Below are 19,361 nucleotides of genomic sequence, written 5' to 3' on the forward strand. Positions count from 1 at the left end.
TGAAGCGCCCTTCTGTTCTGGTTCGAGCTTGTCGACGACGCGATGGCCGCCCTGCGTTCAGTGGCTGATCATCCAGGGCCGCGCGGTCGGAAAGCCGACGGCGCCGCTCTTGCTTTTGGTGACGAGCCGCCCCGGTTTCTTCTTCGTGCCGGTCCCGCAACAGCCGCAGCCCGGCCCGTGCGCTGCCTTGTACTGATCGAGCGTCTTCGGCGCGTGCCTGGAGCGCTCGTTGGTGGCGTGCGCCTTGCGCTTCTCTGCGGGCATGCAGAAGAACGCCGGCGCGGTCAGGATCACGCGCGGCGATTCCATCTCGCAGCGTGGACAATCCTGAGGGTCGTCGCATTCGGCCATCGGCCGCATGTCGGTGAACGGACCGCAATCATTGCAGAGATAATCGTAGACTGGCATCCTCGCTCCCTTCGCTGTTGCGCGTCGGATGCGGGGCGCATCGCCCCGCATCCCTCGCGTGCAGGCATCACTTATCCGGCGAGATCGGCATCTGGATATCGCCCGTGATGTGCTTGATCGGCCCTGCCGACGACGGCATCACATCGAAGTCGAATATCTCGGTCGGCAGCCACAGCGTGGCGCAGGCGTTGGGCACGTCGACCACGCCGGAGATATGGCCCTGGCATGGCGCGGTCCCGAGGATCGAATAGGCCTGGGCGCCGGAGTAGCCGAACTTCTTCAGGTACTCGATCGCGTTCAGGCATGCCTGGCGGTAGGCGATGTGGACGTCGAGGTAATGCTGCTTGCCGGCCTCGTCGACCGAGATGCCCTCGAAGATCAGATAGTCCTTGTAGTTCGGCGTGATCGGCGACGGCTTGAAAACGGGGTTCTTGATGCCGTATTTCGCCACGCCGCCCTTGATGACGTCGACCTTGATGTGCAGCCAGCCGGCCATCTCGATCGCGCCGCAGAAGGTGATCTCGCCGTCGCCCTGGCTGAAATGCAGATCGCCCATCGAGAGGCCGCCGCCGGGCACGTAGACCGGGAAGTAGATCTTCGAGCCGCGCGACAGGTCCTTGATGTCGCAATTGCCGCCATGCTCGCGCGGTGGCACCGTCCGCGCGCCCTCGAGACCGATCTTGGCCTTGACGTCGCCCTTGGCTTGGCCCGCATGGGCGGTCGGCGCGAACGGCGGATTGGCAAGGCCCGGCACCCGGGTCGGGTTGGTCGCGATCAGCTCGGCTTCGCGCGCGTTCCAGGCCGCGAGCATCTTGGCATCGGGCAGACAGCCGATCAGACCGGGATGGATCAGGCCCGCAAAGTTCACGCCGGGCACGTGGCGCGACGAGGTGTACAGACCCTTGATGTCCCAGATCGACTTCTGCGCCAGCGGGAAATGATCGGTCAGGAAGCCGCCGCCATTCTGCTTGGAAAAGAAGCCGTTGAAGCCCCACAGGCTCTCCTTGAGGGGACCGACGTCGAGCAGATCAACGACGAGAAGATCGCCGGGCTCGGCCCCCTTGACGCCGATCGGACCGGACAGGAAATGCACGATCGACAGATCGATGTCGCGGACGTCATCAGCCGAGTCGTTGTTCTTGATGAATCCGCCGGTCCAGTCGACGGTCTCGATGATGAAGTCATCGCCGGGACTGACCCACTCGACGATCGGAACCTCCGGATGCCAGCGGTTGTGGATCTTGTCGTTCTCATAGGCAGACTTGGTGAGGTCGACCTTGATCAGTGTGTCTGGCATGGAGATGCTCCCCTTGGTTTACTGATTAGACGGACAGGAATTTCGATATCTGCGCGGCATCGACGCTGTCGCGCGGTTCGTCACGGACGATCTCGCCATTCTCGATCACAAGCACGCGGTCGGCGATGTCGAGCGCGAAGCTCAGGACCTGCTCGGAGACGACGATCGACAGGCCCCGGTGGTCGCGGATACGCTTCAAGGTGCGCGCCATCTCCTTGATGATCGACGGCTGGATACCTTCGGTCGGCTCGTCCAGCAGCAGCACTTTCGGGTTGGTCGCGAGCGCACGCGCGATCGCAAGCTGTTGCTGCTGGCCTCCGGAGAGATTGCCGCCGCGACGACCCTTCATCTCCAGCAGCACCGGGAACAATTCGTAGATATCTTCCGGTACCTCGGAGCCGCCTGACACGACCAGGCCCGTCTCGATGTTCTCCTTCACCGTCATGGTCGAGAAGATCATCCGCCCCTGCGGTACATAAGCGAGCCCCTTGGCGACGCGATCGTAACTCGGCAGCGATCCGAGCTCGGCACCGTCCATGGTCACCGAACCGCTCTTGGTCGGCACGATCCCCATCAGAGACTTCATCAGCGTGGTCTTGCCCATGCCGTTGCGACCCATGATCGCGACGATCTCATTGGGCGCGACCGACACGTTGAGGCCGTGCAGCACCTCGCTCTGGCCGTAGGCGACGTGAAGATCATTGATTGCCAGCATCGACGCGCTCCCTAGTGTCCGAGGTAAACTTCGATCACTTTCGGATCGTTTTTCACCTTCTCCATGGTGCCCTCGGAGAGGATCTGGCCCTGGTGCAGCACCGTGACCTTGTGGGCGATGTCCTCGACGAATTTCATGTCATGCTCGATCACCAGCACCGACCGGTCCTTGATGATGCGATTGAGGAGTTCGGCGGTCTTGGCGCGCTCGGACACGCTCATGCCGGCGACGGGCTCGTCCAGCATCAGCAGATCCGGGTCCTGGATCAGCAGCATGCCGATCTCGAGCCACTGCTTCTGGCCGTGGCTAAGCAGCGCCGCACTCATGTCGAGGCGGTCTTTCAGGAAGATCATTTCCGCCACTTCGTGGACGCGGTCGCGCACGGCAGCATCACGTGTGAAGGTCAGCGCGCCGAACACGGTGCGCCCGCGCGGAAAGGAGATCTCCAGATTCTCGAACACCGTGAGATCGTCGTAGATCGACGGCGTCTGGAACTTGCGGCCGACGCCGGCCTTGACGATCTGGTTCTCCTTCAGCTTGGTCAGATCCTTACCGCGGAACTCGATCGAGCCTGAGGTGGCCTTGGTCTTGCCGCAGATCAGGTCGAGCACGGTGGTCTTGCCGGCCCCGTTGGGGCCGATGATGACGCGGATCTCGTTCTCCTCGACGTAGAAGGAGAGATCGTTGACCGCCTTGAAACCGTCGAAGGAGACGGTGAGCCCTTCAACCGAGAGCAGGAAGGGTTTTGGCTGTTGACCGATGAGCATGATCTCCTCCTCACTCTGCCGGCGCGCCGTCGGCGACGGAGTTGTCGGTCCAGCCCGCCTTCGGCTTGCGCGCGGCGATCAGGCGGCTGATCCGCGGCTGGACGTAATCGCCCCAGATGCCGGCGAGGCCGTTCGGGAACGCCAGCACTACGGCGATGAACAGGCCGCCGAGGCCGAACAGCCACAGCTCAGGGAATGACTCGGAGAGGCTGGTCTTGGCGAAGTTGACGAGGATCGTTCCGTAGACCGCGCCCAGGATCGAGAGCCGACCGCCGACCGCGGTGTAGATCACCATCTCGATCGAGGGTACGATGCCGACAAAGGAGGGTGACATGAAGCCGACATTGAGCGCGAACATCGCGCCGCCGATCGCGGCGAATACAGCGGCGATACAGAAGGCGAAGATCTTGAAGTTGGCGACGCTGTAGCCGGAGAACCTGACACGATCCTCCTGATCGCGCATTGCCACCAGGATGCGGCCGAGCTTGGAGTGCCGGACGAACTGCGCGATGAAGATGCAAGCGAACAGCAGGCCGACCTCGAAGAAGTAGAGCACGATCTTGGCGTGGTCGGGACGGATATCCCACCCCTTCAGCGTGCGGAGATCCGTCATGCCGTTGATGCCGCCGGTGTAGCCCTGCTGTCCCACGATCAGGATGGTCAGGATCGCAGCGACCGCCTGCGTGATGATCGCGAAGTAGGTGCCGCCGACGCGGCGCTTGAACATCGCAGCACCAATGATCAGGGCGAAGATGCCCGGCACCAGGATAACGGCGGCGATCGTAAAGGTCAGGCTGTGGAAGGGCTTCCAGAAGAACGGCAGCGCGGTGATCTGATTCCAGTCCATGAAGTCGGGAATCCCCGGCGTCGACTGGATCTTGGTGTTCTCGACGCTCGACGCCTCGAGCTTGAGAAACATCGCCATGCAGTAGCCGCCGAGGCCGAAGAACACGCCCTGCCCCAGGCTCAGGATGCCGCCGTATCCCCAGCAGATCACCAGCCCCAGCGCGACGAAGGCGTAGGTGAGATATTTGGCGACCAGGTTGAGGCGGAAGACATCGAGACAGAGCGGCAGGATCACGACCAGAAAGACCGCGAGCACAAGGATGCCGATCAACTCCGAACGCGTGGCAAAACGACTGTCGTTCATGGGTTCAGCCCCCTGCACTTTCGTTATTTGCGGACCTTGAGGGCGAACAGCCCCTGCGGCCGCAGCATCAGAATTCCGACCACCGCAAGCAGCGTCAGCACCTTCGCCATCGAGCCCGACATGAAGAACTCGAGCGTCGACTGGGTCTGCGAGATCGAGAAGGCCGAGGCGATGGTGCCGAGCAGGCTCGCGGCGCCGCCGAACACGACGACCAAGAACGTATCGACGATGTAGAGCTGGCCCGACGTCGGCCCGGTCGAGCCGATCATGGTGAAGGCCGAGCCAGCGACGCCGGCGATGCCGCAGCCGAGTGCGAAAGTGTAGCGGTCGACCTTGGCCGTGTTGATGCCGACGGCGCCCGCCATGATGCGGTTCTGCACGACGGCACGAACCTGGCGGCCCCAGCGCGAGCGGAACATGATGTAGGCGACGCCGATGGTGATCAGCACCGTCAGTCCCATCACGAAGACGCCGTTGATCGGAACTTCGATCGAGTCCGTGACATGCAGCGAGCCGAGCATCCACTGCGGCAGCTCGACGCCGACTTCACGCGCGCCGAAGATCGAACGATAGGCCTGCTGCAACATGAGGCTGAGCCCCCAGGTCGCAAGCAGAGTATCGAGCGGCCGCTTGTAGAGGTGCCGGATCAGCACCCATTCGACCAGCATCCCGAGCGCGCCGGAGGCCAGGAAGGCCAATATCATCGCGAGGAAGAAATAGCCGCTGAACAGGCTTGGAAGATAGGACTGGAAGAAATTCGACGTCATCCAGGTGACGTAGGCGCCCAGGATCATGAACTCGCCATGGGCCATGTTGATGACGCCCATCTGGCCGAAGATGATCGCGAGCCCCAGCGCCATCAGCACGTAGACGGAAAACAGGATCAGGCCGGCAAAGCCCTGCATGACGAAGATCGAGCCGAGGTCGCCAATCGAATAGTCGCCGAACATCTGATTTCTCCGTCGAGGACAGCGTCTTGCGTCCGAGGGACAGGGTCCCGCGTCGCGAGCGACGTCGCGACGCGGGGTCGTGAGGCGCGGATTGACCGTCCGCGCCAGGGAGCTCTTGCTCTGGGAAAGTTTGCGGAAGGCTTGCTTACTGGTAGCCCTTCGGAAACGGATCCGGCTCGACCAGATCCGCGGTCTCGTAGATCAGCTCGAACTGACCATCGAGCTTGGCGCGACCGACGCGCGTTTTCGACCAGAGGTGATGGTTCTCGTGGATACGCACATAGCCCTCAGGCGCGCCCTTGAATTCCACGCCCGGCGAGGCGGCCGCGATCTTGTCGACGTCGAAGCTGCCGGCCTTTTCGACCGTCAATTTCCAGAGCCACGGGCCGAGATAGGCCGCCTGCGTCACGTCACCAATCACGGTCTTCTCGCCCCAGATCTTCTTGAAGGCGGCGACGAAGGCCTTATTGTTGGCGTTGTCGAGCGACTGGAAGTACTTCATGCAGGCGTAGGCACCCGCGATGTTCTCGCCGCCGATGCCGTCGATCTCGTCCTCGGTCACCGAGATTGTCAGCAGCGCCTGCTTGGAGAGATCGATGCCGGCTGCCTTGAGCTGCTTGTAGAAAGCGACGTTCGAGCCACCGACCACGTCGGTGAAGATCACGTCGGGCTTGGTCAGCTTGATCTTGTTGATCACCGAATTGAACTGGGTGCTGCCGAGCGCATAATATTCCTCGCCCACGACCTTGCCCTTGAGCACGTTCTCGACGTGCTTGCGCGCGATCTTGTTCGAGGTGCGCGGCCAGATATAGTCCGAGCCGATGAAGAAGAACGACTTGGCGCCCTTCTCCTTGGCGATCCAGTTCAGGCCGGCGAGGATCTGCTGGGTGGCTTCCTGGCCGGTGTAGATCACGTTCTTGGACTGCTCGAGACCTTCGTAGAAGGTCGGGTAGTAGAGCATGCCGTTGTACTGCTCGACGACCGGGAGCACCGCCTTGCGCGAGGCCGAGGTCCAGCAGCCCATGATGGCCGCGACCTTGTCGTTGACGAGGAGCTTCTTCGCCTTCTCCGCGAAGGTCGGCCAGTCGCTGGCGCCGTCTTCCTGGATGACCTTGATCTTGCGGCCGAGCACGCCGCCGGCGGCGTTGATCTGCTCGATTGCGAGCTTCTCGGCTTCGATCGAGCCGGTCTCCGAGATCGCCATCGTGCCGGTGGCCGAGTGCAGGATGCCGACGGTGACTTCGGTATCGGTTACCGCAAGACCCGTGGTGTTGACTGCCGAGGTCGCCGGAGCCTGCGCGAAGGACGCCTTCGGCAGCATCGTGATGGCCGGCAAAGCAGCCATTCCCATCAATAGTTTGCGCCGAAGCGGCGACAACAAGCCCTTGTTTGCTTCGTCTGACATGAGCACCCCACTGTTTGTTCGAGGACACGCGATTGGTGCCGTGAGGATGGCTCGAATTTGTGCAGCGCAAGCATACGCAAGATCGCGTATACTGCACCGCAAAATGCCGACGTAGGCTTTTGGTACGGGATTTGCGTGGGATCCGGGTCCGTATCGGGAGTGGGGGTTAAGTGGCAGGGCGGCAGCGAATAGACCGCGTCAGGCGCCAGTACAACCAATGGGTTGCCAACCAGACGCTGGAAGACTACGCGCTGCGCTTCACCGCCAAGAGCGCGCGGCGCTGGTCCGCCGCCCGCGTCGCCAACACTGCGCTTGGCGCAATCTCCTTCCTCGCGCTTGAAGCCATCGGCGGCACCATCACGCTGAATTACGGCGCCAGCAACGCAACCGCAGCGATCCTGGTCGTCAGCGTCATCATCTTCCTGTGCGGGCTGCCGATTGCCTATTATGCCGCCAAATGCGGCATCGATATCGACCTGCTGACCCGCGGCGCCGGCTTCGGCTATATCGGCTCGACGATCACTTCGCTGATCTACGCCTCGTTCACCTTTATCTTCTTCGCCTTCGAGGCGGTCATTCTGGCAGCGGCGCTGGACATGTGCTTTGGCATTCCGCGACCGCTCGGTTATCTCATCAGCGCCATCGTCATCATCCCGCTGGTGACCTACGGCATCACCCTGATCAGCCGCTTCCAGCTATGGACGCAGCCACTATGGGTCGTCCTTCATCTCCTCCCCTTCCTGGCGATCGCCTGGGCGAATCCACATTCGTTTACGGAGTGGCGGAGATTCGCCGGCGAGCATGGCGATCCGAACGGACATCTCGATCTGCTGCTGTTCGGCACCGCGGCGTCGGTCGTGTTCTCGCTGGTGGCGCAGATCGGCGAGCAGGTCGACTTCCTGCGCTTCCTGCCGCGCGACCGCCGCACCTCCAAGACCTCATGGTGGATCGCCCTGCTCAGTGCCGGTCCCGGTTGGATCGTTTTCGGCGCGCTCAAACTGCTGGTCGGCTCCTTCCTGGCCTATTTCGCGCTGAGCCATGGCGTCGCGCTCGAACAGGCTGCCGAGCCGGCCAACATGTATCTCGAGGCGTTTCGATATGTGCTGTCGCAGCCGGATCTGGCGCTGGCGCTGACCGGCACTTTCGTGATCCTGTCGCAAGTCAAGATCAACGTCACCAACGCCTATGCCGGCTCGATCGCCTGGTCGAACTTCTTCTCGCGGCTGACCCACAGCCATCCCGGCCGTGTGGTCTGGCTGGTGTTCAACGTGATGGTGGCGCTGCTGTTGATGGAGATCGGCGTCTACAAAGCGCTGGAGCAGACGCTGGCGCTCTACTCCAACGTCGCGATCGCCTGGGTTGGCGCGCTGGTCGCCGATCTCGTGATCAACAAGCCGCTCGGCTTGCGCCCGCCGCAGATCGAGTTTAAGCGCGCACATCTCTACGACATCAACCCGGTCGGCGTCGGCGCCATGACCATCGCGACCATTGTTTCGATCAGCGCGTTCTATGGCCTGTTCGGCCCGACCGCGAAGGCGCTGTCGGCCTTCGTCGCGCTCGCTGCGGCCTTCATCGCGGCGCCGCTAATCGCGTGGGCCACCGACGGCAAGTACTATATCGCCCGCAAGCCGAAGCGAAGCTGGCAGAATGTCGAGGCGATCCAGTGCTGCATCTGCGAGCATTCGTTCGAGCCGGAGGACATGGCCTCCTGCCCCGCCTACGCCGGACCGATCTGCTCGCTCTGCTGCTCGCTCGACGCCCGCTGCCATGATCTCTGCAAGCCGCACGCGCGGGCCGGCGCGCAGGTGTCAGAGGCGCTCGGCAGGATGTTGCCCGAGGCCATCCATACCAGGATCAACTCGCAGTTCGGCCAGTATATATGCGTGTTCGCCGTCTCGGCCGGCCTCGTCGGGCTCGTGCTCGGACTGATCTATCTGCAAACCTCGGCGACCGTGCACGCCGATGCGCTGCTGGCTGACGTGTTATGGAAGGTGTTCTTCGCGCTGATCATCATCATCGGCGTTGTCGCCTGGCTGTTCGTGCTGGCGCAGCAGAGCCGTCGCGCGGCGGAGGAAGAGACGCGGCGGCAGACCGCGCTCTTGATCCAGGAAATCGACGCGCACAAGCGCACCGACGCCGAGTTGCAGCGCGCCAAGGAGGTTGCGGAGTCCGCCAACCTCGCCAAGAGCCGCTATGTGGTTGGACTGAGCCATGAGCTCCGCTCGCCGCTGAACGCGATCTCCGGCTATGCGCAGCTCCTTGAGCAAGACAGCAGCTTGCAGACGCGGCCGCGCGATCAGGTGCGCGTGGTCCGCCGCAGCGCGGATCATCTGTCGGGATTGATCGACGGCATTCTCGACATCTCCAAGATCGAGGCCGGACGGCTCTATCTCTCCCGCGACGAGGTCCGCCTCAACGATTTTCTCGATCAGCTCGTCGGCATGTTCCGCCTGCAGGCTGCCGCCAAAGGCATCGACTTCGTATTCAAGCGGCCGGCTGTGCTGCCGGTCGTGGTCTATGCGGACGAAAAGCGGCTGCGTCAGATCCTGATCAACCTGCTGTCGAACGCAATCAAGTTCACGCAGACCGGCAGCGTCAAGTTCGTCGTGCATTATCGCAGCCCGGTCGCCGAGTTCGAGGTCGTTGATACGGGCCCCGGTATCCAGCCGAACGATCTCGAACGCATCTTCGCCCCCTTCGAGCGCGGCGCGCTCGGCGTGGCGCAGCCCCAGACCGGTACCGGCCTCGGCCTCACCATCAGCCGCCTGCTTGCGGGCGTCATGGGCGGCGACATCAAGGTGACGAGCACGGTCGGCGCCGGCGCGACCTTCCGCGTGAAACTCCTGCTCTCCGAGGTCACCAATCCCCGGCGTGATGCACCGGTGGAGGCGCCGATCTACGGCTATCTCGGCCCGCGCAAGACGATCCTGATCACCGATGACGACCCGACTCATCGCGATCTCCTGCGCGAGGTGCTGGCGCCGCTCGGCTTCATCCTGCTCAGCGCCCCCGACGGTCCAGGCTGCCTGGCACTTGCGCAGCACTGCCGGCCGGACCTGTTCCTGCTCGACATCTCCATGGCCGGCATGGACGGCTGGACGGTGGCAGAGACCTTGCGAGCAGGCGGCCATCACACCGCGCGCATCCTGATGGTGTCGGCGAGCGCACTCGAAGCGCATGGCGCGCCGTTGGCGCAGCCATTCCATGACGGCTATCTGATGAAGCCGATCGACATCCCGCGGCTGCTGGAAACCATCCGCCAATTGCTCAAGCTCGAATGGCAGTACGAGGCTGACCAGGTGCCGGTGCCGCTATGGAAGCCGGAGAGCGGCTCGCGGCCCCCGGTGAAATATGTCGAGGAGCTGATCGACCTCGGCCGGCTTGGCTATGTCCGGGCGATCCAGCTCAAGCTCGACGAAATCGGCACCGAGCTGCCGGTGCACGCCGACTTCGTCACCCATATGCGCGCACTGCTCGACCGCTTCGATCTCGACCAATACATGGCGACGCTGAAAACCTTGCACAGCTATGATCACTGACCCCAGAAAACGCGACGTCGCCCTCGTCGTCGACGACTCTCCCGAGACGCTGCGGCTCCTGACCGACGCGCTCGACGGCGCCGGCATGACCGTGATGGTCGCGCTCGATGGCGTATCCGCGATGCGGATCGTCGACCAGATCACGCCCGACATCGTGCTGCTCGATGCGGTGATGCCCGGCATGGACGGGTTTGAGACCTGCAAGCGGCTGAAGCGTGATGCCGGCCTCGACGGCGTACCGATCATCTTCATGACGGGCCTTGCCGAGACCGAGCACATCGTGCGCGGGCTGGAAGCGGGCGGGGTCGACTATGTGACGAAGCCGATCGTTATCGAGGAGATGCTGGCGCGGATCCGCGTCCACCTCGCCAATGCCCGGATGACCCAGAGCGCGCGCGCCGCCCTCGATGTCTCCGGCCGCTATCTGCTCGCGGTCAACAGCAAGGGCAGGTTGTTATGGGCGACGCCACAGGCCCAGAGGCTTCTTGCGGATACGCTGGCCGACGACCCCATCGACGAGTTCGTGCTGCCCGACCCGATGCCGCAATGGCTCGACCAGGTCCAGAAGGGCAAATCCGCGGCGAAGACCACGACCATGCCTGCCCTCCCCGGCAACGAGCAATTGCGGTTGCAATATATGGGCAAGCTCGGTCCGAACGAATTCCTGCTTCGCCTCGCCAAGGATTCCGGCGCCGATACGCCGGTGGAGTTTTCAAGAGAGCTAGGCCTTACCACGCGCGAAGGGGAAGTGCTGTCCTGGCTGTCCAAAGGAAAGACCAACCGGGACATAGCCCAAATCTTGGGCCTCAGCCCGCGTACCGTCGACAAGCACCTTGAGCAAATCTATTCCAAGCTCGGCGTCGAGAATCGCACAGCGGCGGCCGCGATCGCCGTCAAAGCCAAAGACTTGAAATAAGACAGGCGGCTGAGGCCGGCGTTCGCAGGAACTGCGCCGAATGCGAAATCGCGGCCGACGCTACGTTTGGGGGACCGTTTCGTCGATCGACCGTCCCATCGACGTATAATGCGCGGCGCCTCCGACAATGATCCTGCAGACGTTTAGGGTGAAGCGTCCGTAGACGGCACCCGACTCGGGCGCCGAGGATGCGAAACGATAGGAGGCGCCGAGACCGCGAGCGATCTCGAACAATCCCATGATCTCGTGGTGCGCCAGCGCCGAGTGAATGCCGAGGAGCGGAAGCACCAGGGCTTGAATACCGACACTGTTCATGACGGCCTCGCCTCGATGCGCGGCATCGGCATAAATTGCGCGAGATGGGCGCTCCTCCATTGATATGGCGTATCACCGACGAAGCGCTTGAACACCGTCGTGAAATGAGCCTGGGTCTGGAACCCGACGGTCAAGGCGATGTCGACGAGCGAGACGTCGGCCCGCTGCAGCAATTCCTGGGCTCGCTCGATCCGCCTCTTCAGTAGATAGTCGTGCGGCCGCATGCCGACCGCTGCCCGGAACTGCGCGGCAAAATGCATCCGGCTCAGTCCGGCCACCGCGGCCAGATGCTGCAAGGTGACCTTAGCATCCAGGTTGTCGTCGATATACTGCGTGACGCGCTTGAGGCGCCATTTCTGCAGCGACCGCACCGTCCGGCAAGCCTGCCGTTCGCAGTCGCCCTCGGCCGACTCGGACTGGCCTCGTCCGACCACCGTCCGCCGGCTGGCCTTGCAGGTCAGCATCGCCAAATGCAACGCGTCGACAAGGATGGCGGAATGGGGATGGTGCATGGCTTTGGTGGCCGCGAGGGCATCCGAGAGACGCCGCATCACCGGGTCCGTGACCTCCCCGGCACCCGTCTCGCGATCGGCCTCAGCCGACGCGCACGCGAGACGTTTCGCGGACACCCGAAAGCTCGGCTCGCCGCCGGCAGATCCTCGCACGTCCGGAGCAGGCGGCTCGATGGCAAGCGCGACATCCAGATGCACGAGGGAGAGCGTCATCGCTTCCTCGCCGGAGCGCGGCGATCGTCTCGGTGACTGCAACTGCGAGACGTCGATTGCGGCGGCGACATGATCCTTGACGTTTTGCGGGTATGACATCTGCAGCGACATCGTCGAACTCCTTGTCCCAGTTCGCAGCGGCAATACCTGGCAGGCTTGGCCGAATGCGATGGGAGCAGAGTAGTTCGGCGGTCGGCGCGCTCCATCCTACGCGCGGGTGCATGGATAAGGTCTCGGGTTAACCGCGTCATACCTAGGTATGATCGCAACGCGGTCCGAACGCCTCGTCTGCACCGACAGGCCTTCGAGCACGGTGACCCTGCGCACCTGCGGTAGTTTGACGCGCCCGTGATCGGCGAGATCCCCGAAAAGCCTTGTTCTGCCCGGGAATCTTCCTGTCGGAACCGGCGCGGATTCAACTTCCCACGAGGTCTTCCATGAGGGCACGAAAATCACCCGGCCGGATATTGTGGACGCGATGAAATCGCGGCATCAACGCGGCTGCGATGAGAAGAAAAACCGCCTGCAACGATGACGAAGCTTGATCGGCCCACGGGTTCCTCCATGAGCCGCGCCGGCTTGCGGTTCTGGTCCGCCGTCCTCGCCTTCGCGGTCTTCATGGTCGACGTGCTGACGCCGCTCGAGGGCGCAGTCGCGGTTCTCTATGTGGTCGCGATCCTGCTTGCGGCGAGGACGAACCGGCGCAATGACATCATCGTCGCCGCAGCCGGCTGCATTGCCCTGACCGTAATCGGTTATCTGACCTCGCACGATCTGCAGACGATCGCCTCGCCTGCCCTGCGCGCGCTGGTGAGCCTCGCGGCAATCGGGATCACGACACTGCTGGTCTTGCAGAATCACGCGGCGACAACGCGTCTTGCGGCGCAAGCGCGCCTGCTCAATCTCTCGCATGACATGATCTTCGTCAGGGATCGCGGCGGCGTGATCACGTTCTGGAACAGGACCGCAGAAGAGACCTACGGCTGGTCGACTGAGGAGGCGCTTGGCCAACTCGCCGACAGGCTGCTGCGGACCAGCTATCCCGACCGGCGGGAAACCATTGAGGCCAGCCTGCTCGATACCGGACGATGGGAAGGCAGGGTGGTGCAACGGACGAAGGCCGGCGCCGTGCTCACCGTCGATGCGCGATGGGCCCTGCAGCACGACCATCTCGGCAAACCCGTCGGGGTGCTCGAAACGCATACTGACGTCACGGACCGCGTGGCGGCGCATAGCGCGCTGGTGCAGAGCGAGCAGCGATACCGCCGGATGTTCGACGCAAGCCGGATCGGCGTCGTCGAGGAAGACTGGAGCGGACTGCGGGCTGCGCTCGATTCGCTGCCGGCGCGCGGCGCGGACCTGCGCGACTATCTGGCACGACATCCCGATTTCGTCAGGAATGCCCGCCGGCTTGCCAGAATAACGGACGTCAATCCGGCCCTGCAGAAGATGGCGGGGGCAAGCAGCGCTGCGGTCTTCATCGAGAACATGGACAAGCTGCTGGGTGAGAACGATCGCAGCTTCCTCGATGCGCTGATCGCATTCGCGCAAGGAGAGCGGTTCCACGAAGGCGAGACCGAGCTCGTACGTCTCGACGGACGCAAGGTCCCCGTGCTGTTCACGATCACCTTTTCGCCTCGATCCGACGACGATCATGACGTGCTCGTCTTCGTCGTCGACATCACCGAGCGCAAGCAGGCGCAGGACGCGCTGCTCGCGGCGCAGGCCGAGCTCGCCCACGCTGCGCGCGTTGCCACCCTCGGCGAGCTCAGCGCGTCGATTGCGCACGAGGTGAACCAGCCGCTGGCGGCGATCGTCACCAGCGGCGAGGCCGGCTTGCGCTGGCTGCGGCGTGACGTTCCCGATCTCAAGGAGGTTGCGACGACGATCGGCCATGTTGTTGCCCAGGGCCGCCGCGCCAGCGAGATCGTGACCCGCATCCGGACCTTTCTGAAGAAGGCCCCGGGCCAGCAGGACATGCTGCAAATCGGCGAGATCGTCGCGGAGGCGACGGCACTGGTCGCGCGCGAGCTCGCCAAGGACGACGTCACCCTCATTGTCGAGACGGAGCCGGAGCTGCCGCCGGTTCGCGGCGACCGGATCCAGCTGCAACAGGTCCTGGTCAATCTTCTGATCAATGCCGGCCAGGCCATGTCAGGCCGGCCCGGTTCCCGCACGATCACCCTGCGCGCCGGTACCGTGGACGGCGAAACGCTCGCGATCATGGTGCAGGACAGCGGCCCGGGCATCCAGCCTGAAGACCTGCCACGCCTGTTCGATCCCTTCTTCACGACGAAGGATGGCGGAATGGGCTTGGGCCTTGCGATCTGCCGAACGACGGTGGAAGCTCACGGCGGCCGCTTGTCGGTGGCGAGCACCCCGGGCTCGGGCGCGACATTCCACCTGACACTGCCATACAGCCAAGAACACGCCTCGCCATGACACGACCAAACCAGGCCCAGCCGCCGGCACCCCCCTCCAGCGCGATCGTCATCATCGTCGATGACGATGCCGGCATCCGCGCCTCGCTCGATAGCCTGTTCCGATCCGTCGGTCTCGAGACCCGGCTGTTCGGCTCGCCGGCCGAACTGCTTGGCAGCTCGCTGCCCGACTGCCCCGGCTGCATCGTGTTGGACGTCCGCCTTCCGGGCGTCAGCGGGCTCGATCTGCAGGGACAGCTGGTCCGGCAGGGCATCAGCTATCCGATCATCTTCATGACCGGGCATGGCGACATTCCGATGTCGGTGCGCGCCATGAAGGCCGGCGCGGTCGATTTCCTCTCCAAGCCGTTCCGCGACCAGGACATGCTCGATGCCGTGACGGCGGCGCTCGAGCGCGATGCGCAGCACCGGGCCGAGGCCGCGACCAAGGAGGACATCCGCGCCCAATACGAGACCCTGACGGCGCGCGAGCGCGAGGTGATGGGCCATGTCACCGCCGGGTTGATGAACAAGCAGGTTGCCGCGCTGGTCGGCCTCAGCGAGATCACGGTCAAGATCCATCGCGGGAACGTCATGCGCAAGATGGGGGTTAGGTCACTGGCCGACCTCGTTCGCAAGGCCGAGGCGCTCGGGGTTTCCCAAACCCGCAGGTCTACGGACCAAACCTGAGTATAATTTCGGCGGGCCCGCCCCCGGGTGCATAAGGCGTCATCGGCCGCGCAACGGGAGATATCCTCCCTGCCTTGCGGAACACCGCGGTCAGGATTGTGCGCGAATGGCCAAAAACCCCGTGATTGCGATTGTGGACGACGACGAAGGCGTTCGCGCTTCGCTCGCGAGCCTGGTGCGTTCGCTCGGCTACGAGGCGCTTGCCTACGAGTCCGGCGTCGACTTCCTGCAGCACGCGCCGGGAGACGATCCGGCATGCATGATCGCCGACGTCCAGATGCCTATGATCGCCGGCGACGAATTGCAGGCGCAATTGATAGCTTCCGGCCGCCGCTTCCCGATCATCTTCATGACGGCGTTTCCAAGCGAGGCCGTGCGTCAACGCGTGATGGCGGCCGGCGCGCATTGCTACCTTGGCAAGCCTTCCAGCGGTGATGAGATCATCCGCTGTCTCGAGAACGCGCTGGCAGGCCACGGCGCAACGTCCTGATCCCTCATCCGCCCTTCGCATAGCAACGTCGTTCCCAACCGGCCGTGCATTCCAGCAAGCGGGTTGGTGGACCGGAAATACCGGCGGGCGCGGCAAACCTCACAGTCGGTCTCGATTTTGTCGAGATCGGCAGGGCGGCACGCTCTGCCGAAAGGGATGAGGCACGATGCCAGTAAACGCCGCCAGTGCTGCCGTGCCGCGTCCACTGGTCTTCGCCGGCTTCCCCGCGACCGCCTGGGCGTTCGCGCTGCGCGTTTGGCTGGCGATGCTCCTCGCGCTCTACGTCAGCTTCTGGCTCGAGCTGGACTCGCCGTCGTCGTCCGCCCTCACCGTGGCCGTCCTTGCCCTGCCGACACGCGGCCAGGGCTTGGAGAAGGCGGGTTACCGGCTGGTCGCAACAGCCATCGGCGTTGTGGCGTCCATCGCGATCGCGGGCATGTTTTCCCAGACCGACGGTCTCCTGCTCGCGGTGCTCGGTATCTGGGTGGGGCTCTGCGTCTATGTCGCGGGGATGCTGGACGGCAATCGCGCCTATGCGGCTGCACTCTGCTGCATCACCGTCGCCCTCGTCGCCATCCAACAGATCGACACGCCGTTGCAGGTATTCCCGACCGGCGTCGCACGCGGCGCCGCCATCGGCATCGGCGTCCTAGCGGTGGCGCTCGTGAACGAGGTTCTGGCCGCTCCGAACTACCATCCGGTGCTGGCAAGGCGCATCGAGGCGTTGCACGGCCGGGTCACGGATCTCGCGCAAGCGGCCAGGCCAGTCTCCGCAACGGCTGCCGCGAGCCTGCTGCATGACATCGCGGCACTGCGTCCGGAGATCGCGAGCCTTGTGACGGAATCGAGCATCGGCACGGCAAGGACAGAAGCTGCGCGCTCCGCGCTGGTCGACCTCGTCAGCGCGCTCTCGCTCGGCCGCATGCTCGCAGCGCTCCCCGCCGCTTCCCCGGATGATATAGCTGGGCTGATAGCGACGTCCCGATCCTGGCTCCAGGCCGAGATCAGCCGAAAGAACGCGCAGGTGTGCACCAGCCTCGAAGCCCTGCGTGAAGGGACACGCCCGGATCATGCATGGCGCGCGCCGCTCTACCGCTCGCGCCGCATCGCGGCAGAAACCGCCGCACGGGCCGCGATCTCGTTCATGCTGATCGCGCTCTTCTTCGTGCTGACGGGCTGGCCGAGCACCGAGCTCTGCCTCACGCTCGTCGCAGCGATCATCGGCCTCAGCTCGATCTCGCCCGCGCCACGAATCTTCGCGCTGGTGGCGGTGACGGCGATGCCGATCGCGTGCGCGCTGGCAGGCATGCTGAAATATCTCATCTTCAACGGCGTGTCCGAATTTCAATTGCTGGCGATCGGTCTTGCGCCTGTCGTCATCGGCCTCGCGCTGCTGATCTCATTGCCGAACCCGATGCTGTCGTCCCTCGGCCGACTCGTCCTGGTGTTCATGATCGCCGTCCTCGCACCGACCAATCCGCAGAGCTACGACCCCGAGGTATTCCTGGTGACCAGTCTCTTTGCCTGCCTGTCCGCGGTGCTCGTGTTTGCCGCGCAAATGCTGCTGCCGCCCCTATCCGGCGACCGGCGGGTACGGCTGCTGCTGGGAGAGGCCGGGCGCGAGCTGAACCATCTCGACCGCGGACGAACCCGACACCTCGCGCCGGAAGAAGCCGCGTTTCGCGACGCGGCTCGGATCGAACAGATCCTGACCGCAAACGGCGCCTTGCCTCTCGATGATCAGATCACGGCCAACGCGATGCGCTATTTCGATCAGGCTGAGACCTTGCGGCGTTGCTGCGCCGAACTGGACCGGCTGCGACCTGGTCCCCTCGCCGGAGCAGCACAGGACGCACGAGTGGCTCTTGTCCAGCGCGACGGCGGCACCATCCTCGCTTCTGCCGAGGCGTTGCGCGAGGCGGCAGCGCGAAGCTACCCGTCCGCCAACTCTGCCATCGCCATGCTGGTTGCGGCGAGCAGCGCATTCGCACGGTCACGATCTTCAAGCCAGGGCGAACAGCCATGACGAACACCTATCGGGAGCTCGTCGTCGGCGGCGTGCTCATCGCCCCCATCGTCTCCTACGCGGCGGTTGCGTTGCTCGCGTTCCTGCTGCTCCGCCCGCTGCTGCGTTTCGTCGGATTCGCAAGCTGGTTCAGCACCCCCTCGCTGGCCGAGCTCAGTCTCTACGTCGCGATGTTCGGCCTGCTCGCACTGTTCTTCTAGGGAGAAAGAGTTATGGACGCCGCCTTTCCCCGGGATAACGCCGCGCGCCACGGCGAACAATCAGTTGAAGTCCAGGCCGATGCCGCCGACACCACAGACGGCCCGGGCATACCGGAGACCGTGGCGCGAGATACCCGCGATCGCGCTGCGGAGAACGACCGGCCGCAGGAACAGGCCATGTCCTCATCGAGGCTGCCGCGCAAAGCGGTGATCCGTTTCGTCCGCGCTGCTGGCAGGCATCTTGCGACCCTCGGCATCGCACTGATCGCGGTCCTGATCGCGGTTGCGACCTGGCAGCACTACGTCACCGCGCCCTGGACGCGGAACGGCAGCGTTCGTGTCCAGGTCGCCAACGTGGCGCCACAGGTCGCGGGCAAGATCGTGGAGCTGCGCGTGGCCGACAACCAGTTCGTCCACAAGGGCGACGTCCTCTACGTGATCGACCCCTTCGACTTCGAGGTGGCCGTCCGCGTCGACAAGGCGCTAATGGACCAGCGGGCCGCGGATCTCGTCGTGAAGCAGGCCGAGTTCGACCGGCGCCAGCATCTGTCGGATCTTGCGACGACCCCCGAAGAGCAGCAGATCTTCGCGGGCAATGCGGCGCAGGCGAAAGCCGCCTACGAGGCGGCGGCGCACCAGCTCGCGCAGGCGGAGCTGAATCTGAAGCGCACCAGCGTGGTTAGTCCCGTCGACGGCTATGTCACCAACCTCCTGCTGCGCGCGGGCGACTATGCCGTCACCGGCGTCAGCAACGTTTCCGTCATCGATTCCAACAGCTTCTGGATCGACGGCTATTTCGAGGAAACCAAGATGGCGCGGGTCTGCATCGGCGATCGTGCCGAAGCGCAACTGGTCGGTTATCCCAGGCCGATACTCGGACATGTGACGACCGTGACGCGCGGCATCAGCGTGTCGAACGCCGCCACGGGCACGCAGGGCCTGCCCAACGTCGATCCGATCTACACCTGGGTGCGGCTGGCGCAGCGTGTACCGGTTCGCCTCGCCATCGATGCGGTTCCGCCGGATGTCCCGCTCGTCTCCGGCATGACAGCGACAGTGACGATCCGGCAGCCCCCAACGAGGGGGGCCCAAAGCTGGTTCGGGCGGTTCCGCACGAGCTTCGTCGATCCCGTCTCCGATGTGTTCGGCGCGGGGCTACCGCCCCGTCCGAACTGCCTGCAGGCGGCATCACAGCAGCGCCACGAGGTGGACGTGCTCCCCTATACGCGCGAGCCAGCGGTTCCGCCGGCAGACAAGATCGCACCGGGCCTCACACCCGGCATCGACGCCTCGCCACGCCGGCCCTGAATCAGACGTGTACCCTCGCCGACAGGCTGTCCGCGGCAAC

General features: G+C 64.0%; 17 protein-coding genes. 8 read left to right on the forward strand and 9 right to left on the reverse strand.

Annotation, left to right across the window (positions count from 1 at the left end):
• Positions 1-57: 57 nt before the first annotated feature.
• The 7 genes from QA642_RS31540 to urtA form a co-directional block, all read right to left on the reverse strand.
• A complete protein-coding gene (locus QA642_RS31540) occupies positions 58-408 on the reverse strand; it encodes a zinc ribbon domain-containing protein (RefSeq protein WP_283080346.1) in 351 nt (116 codons plus the stop codon).
• A 67-nt stretch (positions 409-475) separates the two neighbouring features.
• Entirely contained in the window at positions 476-1,705 is a 1,230-nt protein-coding gene (gene fmdA / locus QA642_RS31545; protein ID WP_283080347.1) for a formamidase, read from the reverse strand.
• A gap of 25 nt (positions 1,706-1,730) precedes the next feature.
• The gene (urtE, locus tag QA642_RS31550; protein ID WP_283080348.1) at positions 1,731-2,420 is read right to left on the reverse strand and encodes an urea ABC transporter ATP-binding subunit UrtE; all 690 of its coding nucleotides are present in this window, start codon (positions 2,418-2,420) and stop codon (positions 1,731-1,733) included.
• Positions 2,421-2,431: 11 nt separating this feature from the next.
• Positions 2,432-3,187: an urea ABC transporter ATP-binding protein UrtD gene (gene urtD, locus QA642_RS31555; protein WP_283080349.1), complete on the reverse strand. Its 756-nt coding sequence runs from the start codon at positions 3,185-3,187 to the stop codon at positions 2,432-2,434.
• A 10-nt stretch (positions 3,188-3,197) separates the two neighbouring features.
• On the reverse strand, positions 3,198-4,337 hold the full coding sequence (gene urtC, locus QA642_RS31560; RefSeq protein WP_283080350.1) for an urea ABC transporter permease subunit UrtC: 1,140 nt from the start codon (positions 4,335-4,337) through the stop codon (positions 3,198-3,200).
• A 23-nt stretch (positions 4,338-4,360) separates the two neighbouring features.
• Positions 4,361-5,287, reverse strand: a complete 927-nt coding sequence (urtB, locus tag QA642_RS31565) for an urea ABC transporter permease subunit UrtB (protein WP_027557089.1) — start codon at positions 5,285-5,287, stop codon at positions 4,361-4,363.
• Positions 5,288-5,432: 145 nt separating this feature from the next.
• The gene (gene urtA / locus QA642_RS31570; protein WP_283080351.1) at positions 5,433-6,692 is read right to left on the reverse strand and encodes an urea ABC transporter substrate-binding protein; all 1,260 of its coding nucleotides are present in this window, start codon (positions 6,690-6,692) and stop codon (positions 5,433-5,435) included.
• A gap of 170 nt (positions 6,693-6,862) precedes the next feature.
• Here urtA and QA642_RS31575 point away from each other — a divergent pair, with 170 nt between their 5' ends.
• Together QA642_RS31575 and QA642_RS31580 are read left to right on the forward strand one after the other, a co-directional pair.
• Positions 6,863-10,231: an ATP-binding protein gene (locus QA642_RS31575; RefSeq protein ID WP_283080352.1), complete on the forward strand. Its 3,369-nt coding sequence runs from the start codon at positions 6,863-6,865 to the stop codon at positions 10,229-10,231.
• Positions 10,221-11,147 carry a DNA-binding response regulator gene (locus tag QA642_RS31580; protein WP_283080353.1) on the forward strand — a complete coding sequence of 309 codons (927 nt, stop codon included), beginning with the start codon at positions 10,221-10,223 and terminating at the stop codon, positions 11,145-11,147. The genes QA642_RS31575 and QA642_RS31580 overlap by 11 nt, the downstream gene beginning before the upstream one ends.
• Before the next feature lie 60 nt (positions 11,148-11,207).
• Here QA642_RS31580 and QA642_RS31585 read toward each other — a convergent pair whose 3' ends face one another.
• Complete coding sequence (locus QA642_RS31585) at positions 11,208-11,462, reverse strand: hypothetical protein (RefSeq protein WP_283080354.1); 255 nt, start codon at positions 11,460-11,462, stop codon at positions 11,208-11,210.
• Complete coding sequence (locus QA642_RS31590; RefSeq protein ID WP_283080355.1) at positions 11,459-12,298, reverse strand: AraC family transcriptional regulator; 840 nt, start codon at positions 12,296-12,298, stop codon at positions 11,459-11,461. The genes QA642_RS31585 and QA642_RS31590 overlap by 4 nt, the downstream gene beginning before the upstream one ends.
• Before the next feature lie 453 nt (positions 12,299-12,751).
• On the opposite strand from QA642_RS31590, the gene QA642_RS31595 reads away from it, so the two are divergent.
• From QA642_RS31595 to QA642_RS31620, 6 genes are all read left to right on the forward strand, one after another.
• Positions 12,752-14,629 carry a PAS domain-containing sensor histidine kinase gene (locus QA642_RS31595; RefSeq protein WP_283080356.1) on the forward strand — a complete coding sequence of 626 codons (1,878 nt, stop codon included), beginning with the start codon at positions 12,752-12,754 and terminating at the stop codon, positions 14,627-14,629.
• Positions 14,626-15,297 (forward strand): response regulator transcription factor, encoded by a 672-nt coding sequence (locus QA642_RS31600; RefSeq protein ID WP_283080357.1) that lies wholly within the window; start codon positions 14,626-14,628, stop codon positions 15,295-15,297. The genes QA642_RS31595 and QA642_RS31600 overlap by 4 nt, the downstream gene beginning before the upstream one ends.
• Before the next feature lie 106 nt (positions 15,298-15,403).
• Positions 15,404-15,787, forward strand: coding sequence for a response regulator (locus QA642_RS31605; protein ID WP_283080358.1), 384 nt, complete (start codon positions 15,404-15,406; stop codon positions 15,785-15,787).
• 166 nt (positions 15,788-15,953) lie between these two features.
• A complete protein-coding gene (locus tag QA642_RS31610) occupies positions 15,954-17,813 on the forward strand; it encodes an FUSC family protein (protein ID WP_283080359.1) in 1,860 nt (619 codons plus the stop codon).
• A complete protein-coding gene (locus QA642_RS31615; RefSeq protein ID WP_283080360.1) occupies positions 17,810-18,013 on the forward strand; it encodes a DUF1656 domain-containing protein in 204 nt (67 codons plus the stop codon). The genes QA642_RS31610 and QA642_RS31615 overlap by 4 nt, the downstream gene beginning before the upstream one ends.
• A 12-nt stretch (positions 18,014-18,025) precedes the next feature.
• Positions 18,026-19,321 carry an HlyD family secretion protein gene (locus QA642_RS31620; protein ID WP_283080361.1) on the forward strand — a complete coding sequence of 432 codons (1,296 nt, stop codon included), beginning with the start codon at positions 18,026-18,028 and terminating at the stop codon, positions 19,319-19,321.
• Positions 19,322-19,361 lie beyond the last annotated feature (40 nt).

Source organism: Bradyrhizobium sp. CB2312 (genome assembly GCF_029714425.1).
Taxonomy (GTDB): domain Bacteria; phylum Pseudomonadota; class Alphaproteobacteria; order Rhizobiales; family Xanthobacteraceae; genus Bradyrhizobium.

Bases quoted from the DNA above. Each gene is read 5' to 3' on its own strand.
- QA642_RS31540 (WP_283080346.1), bottom strand. From the start codon at position 408: ATGCCAGTCTACGATTATCTCTGCAATGATTGCGGTCCGTTCACCGAC.
- fmdA (WP_283080347.1), bottom strand. From the start codon at position 1,705: ATGCCAGACACACTGATCAAGGTCGACCTCACCAAGTCTGCCTATGAG.
- urtE (WP_283080348.1), bottom strand. From the start codon at position 2,420: ATGCTGGCAATCAATGATCTTCACGTCGCCTACGGCCAGAGCGAGGTG.
- urtD (WP_283080349.1), bottom strand. From the start codon at position 3,187: ATGCTCATCGGTCAACAGCCAAAACCCTTCCTGCTCTCGGTTGAAGGG.
- urtC (WP_283080350.1), bottom strand. From the start codon at position 4,337: ATGAACGACAGTCGTTTTGCCACGCGTTCGGAGTTGATCGGCATCCTT.
- urtB (WP_027557089.1), bottom strand. From the start codon at position 5,287: ATGTTCGGCGACTATTCGATTGGCGACCTCGGCTCGATCTTCGTCATG.
- urtA (WP_283080351.1), bottom strand. From the start codon at position 6,692: ATGTCAGACGAAGCAAACAAGGGCTTGTTGTCGCCGCTTCGGCGCAAA.
- QA642_RS31580 (WP_283080353.1), top strand. From the start codon at position 10,221: ATGATCACTGACCCCAGAAAACGCGACGTCGCCCTCGTCGTCGACGAC.
- QA642_RS31585 (WP_283080354.1), bottom strand. From the start codon at position 11,462: ATGAACAGTGTCGGTATTCAAGCCCTGGTGCTTCCGCTCCTCGGCATT.
- QA642_RS31590 (WP_283080355.1), bottom strand. From the start codon at position 12,298: ATGTCGCTGCAGATGTCATACCCGCAAAACGTCAAGGATCATGTCGCC.
- QA642_RS31595 (WP_283080356.1), top strand. From the start codon at position 12,752: ATGAGCCGCGCCGGCTTGCGGTTCTGGTCCGCCGTCCTCGCCTTCGCG.
- QA642_RS31600 (WP_283080357.1), top strand. From the start codon at position 14,626: ATGACACGACCAAACCAGGCCCAGCCGCCGGCACCCCCCTCCAGCGCG.
- QA642_RS31605 (WP_283080358.1), top strand. From the start codon at position 15,404: ATGGCCAAAAACCCCGTGATTGCGATTGTGGACGACGACGAAGGCGTT.
- QA642_RS31610 (WP_283080359.1), top strand. From the start codon at position 15,954: ATGCCAGTAAACGCCGCCAGTGCTGCCGTGCCGCGTCCACTGGTCTTC.
- QA642_RS31615 (WP_283080360.1), top strand. From the start codon at position 17,810: ATGACGAACACCTATCGGGAGCTCGTCGTCGGCGGCGTGCTCATCGCC.
- QA642_RS31620 (WP_283080361.1), top strand. From the start codon at position 18,026: ATGGACGCCGCCTTTCCCCGGGATAACGCCGCGCGCCACGGCGAACAA.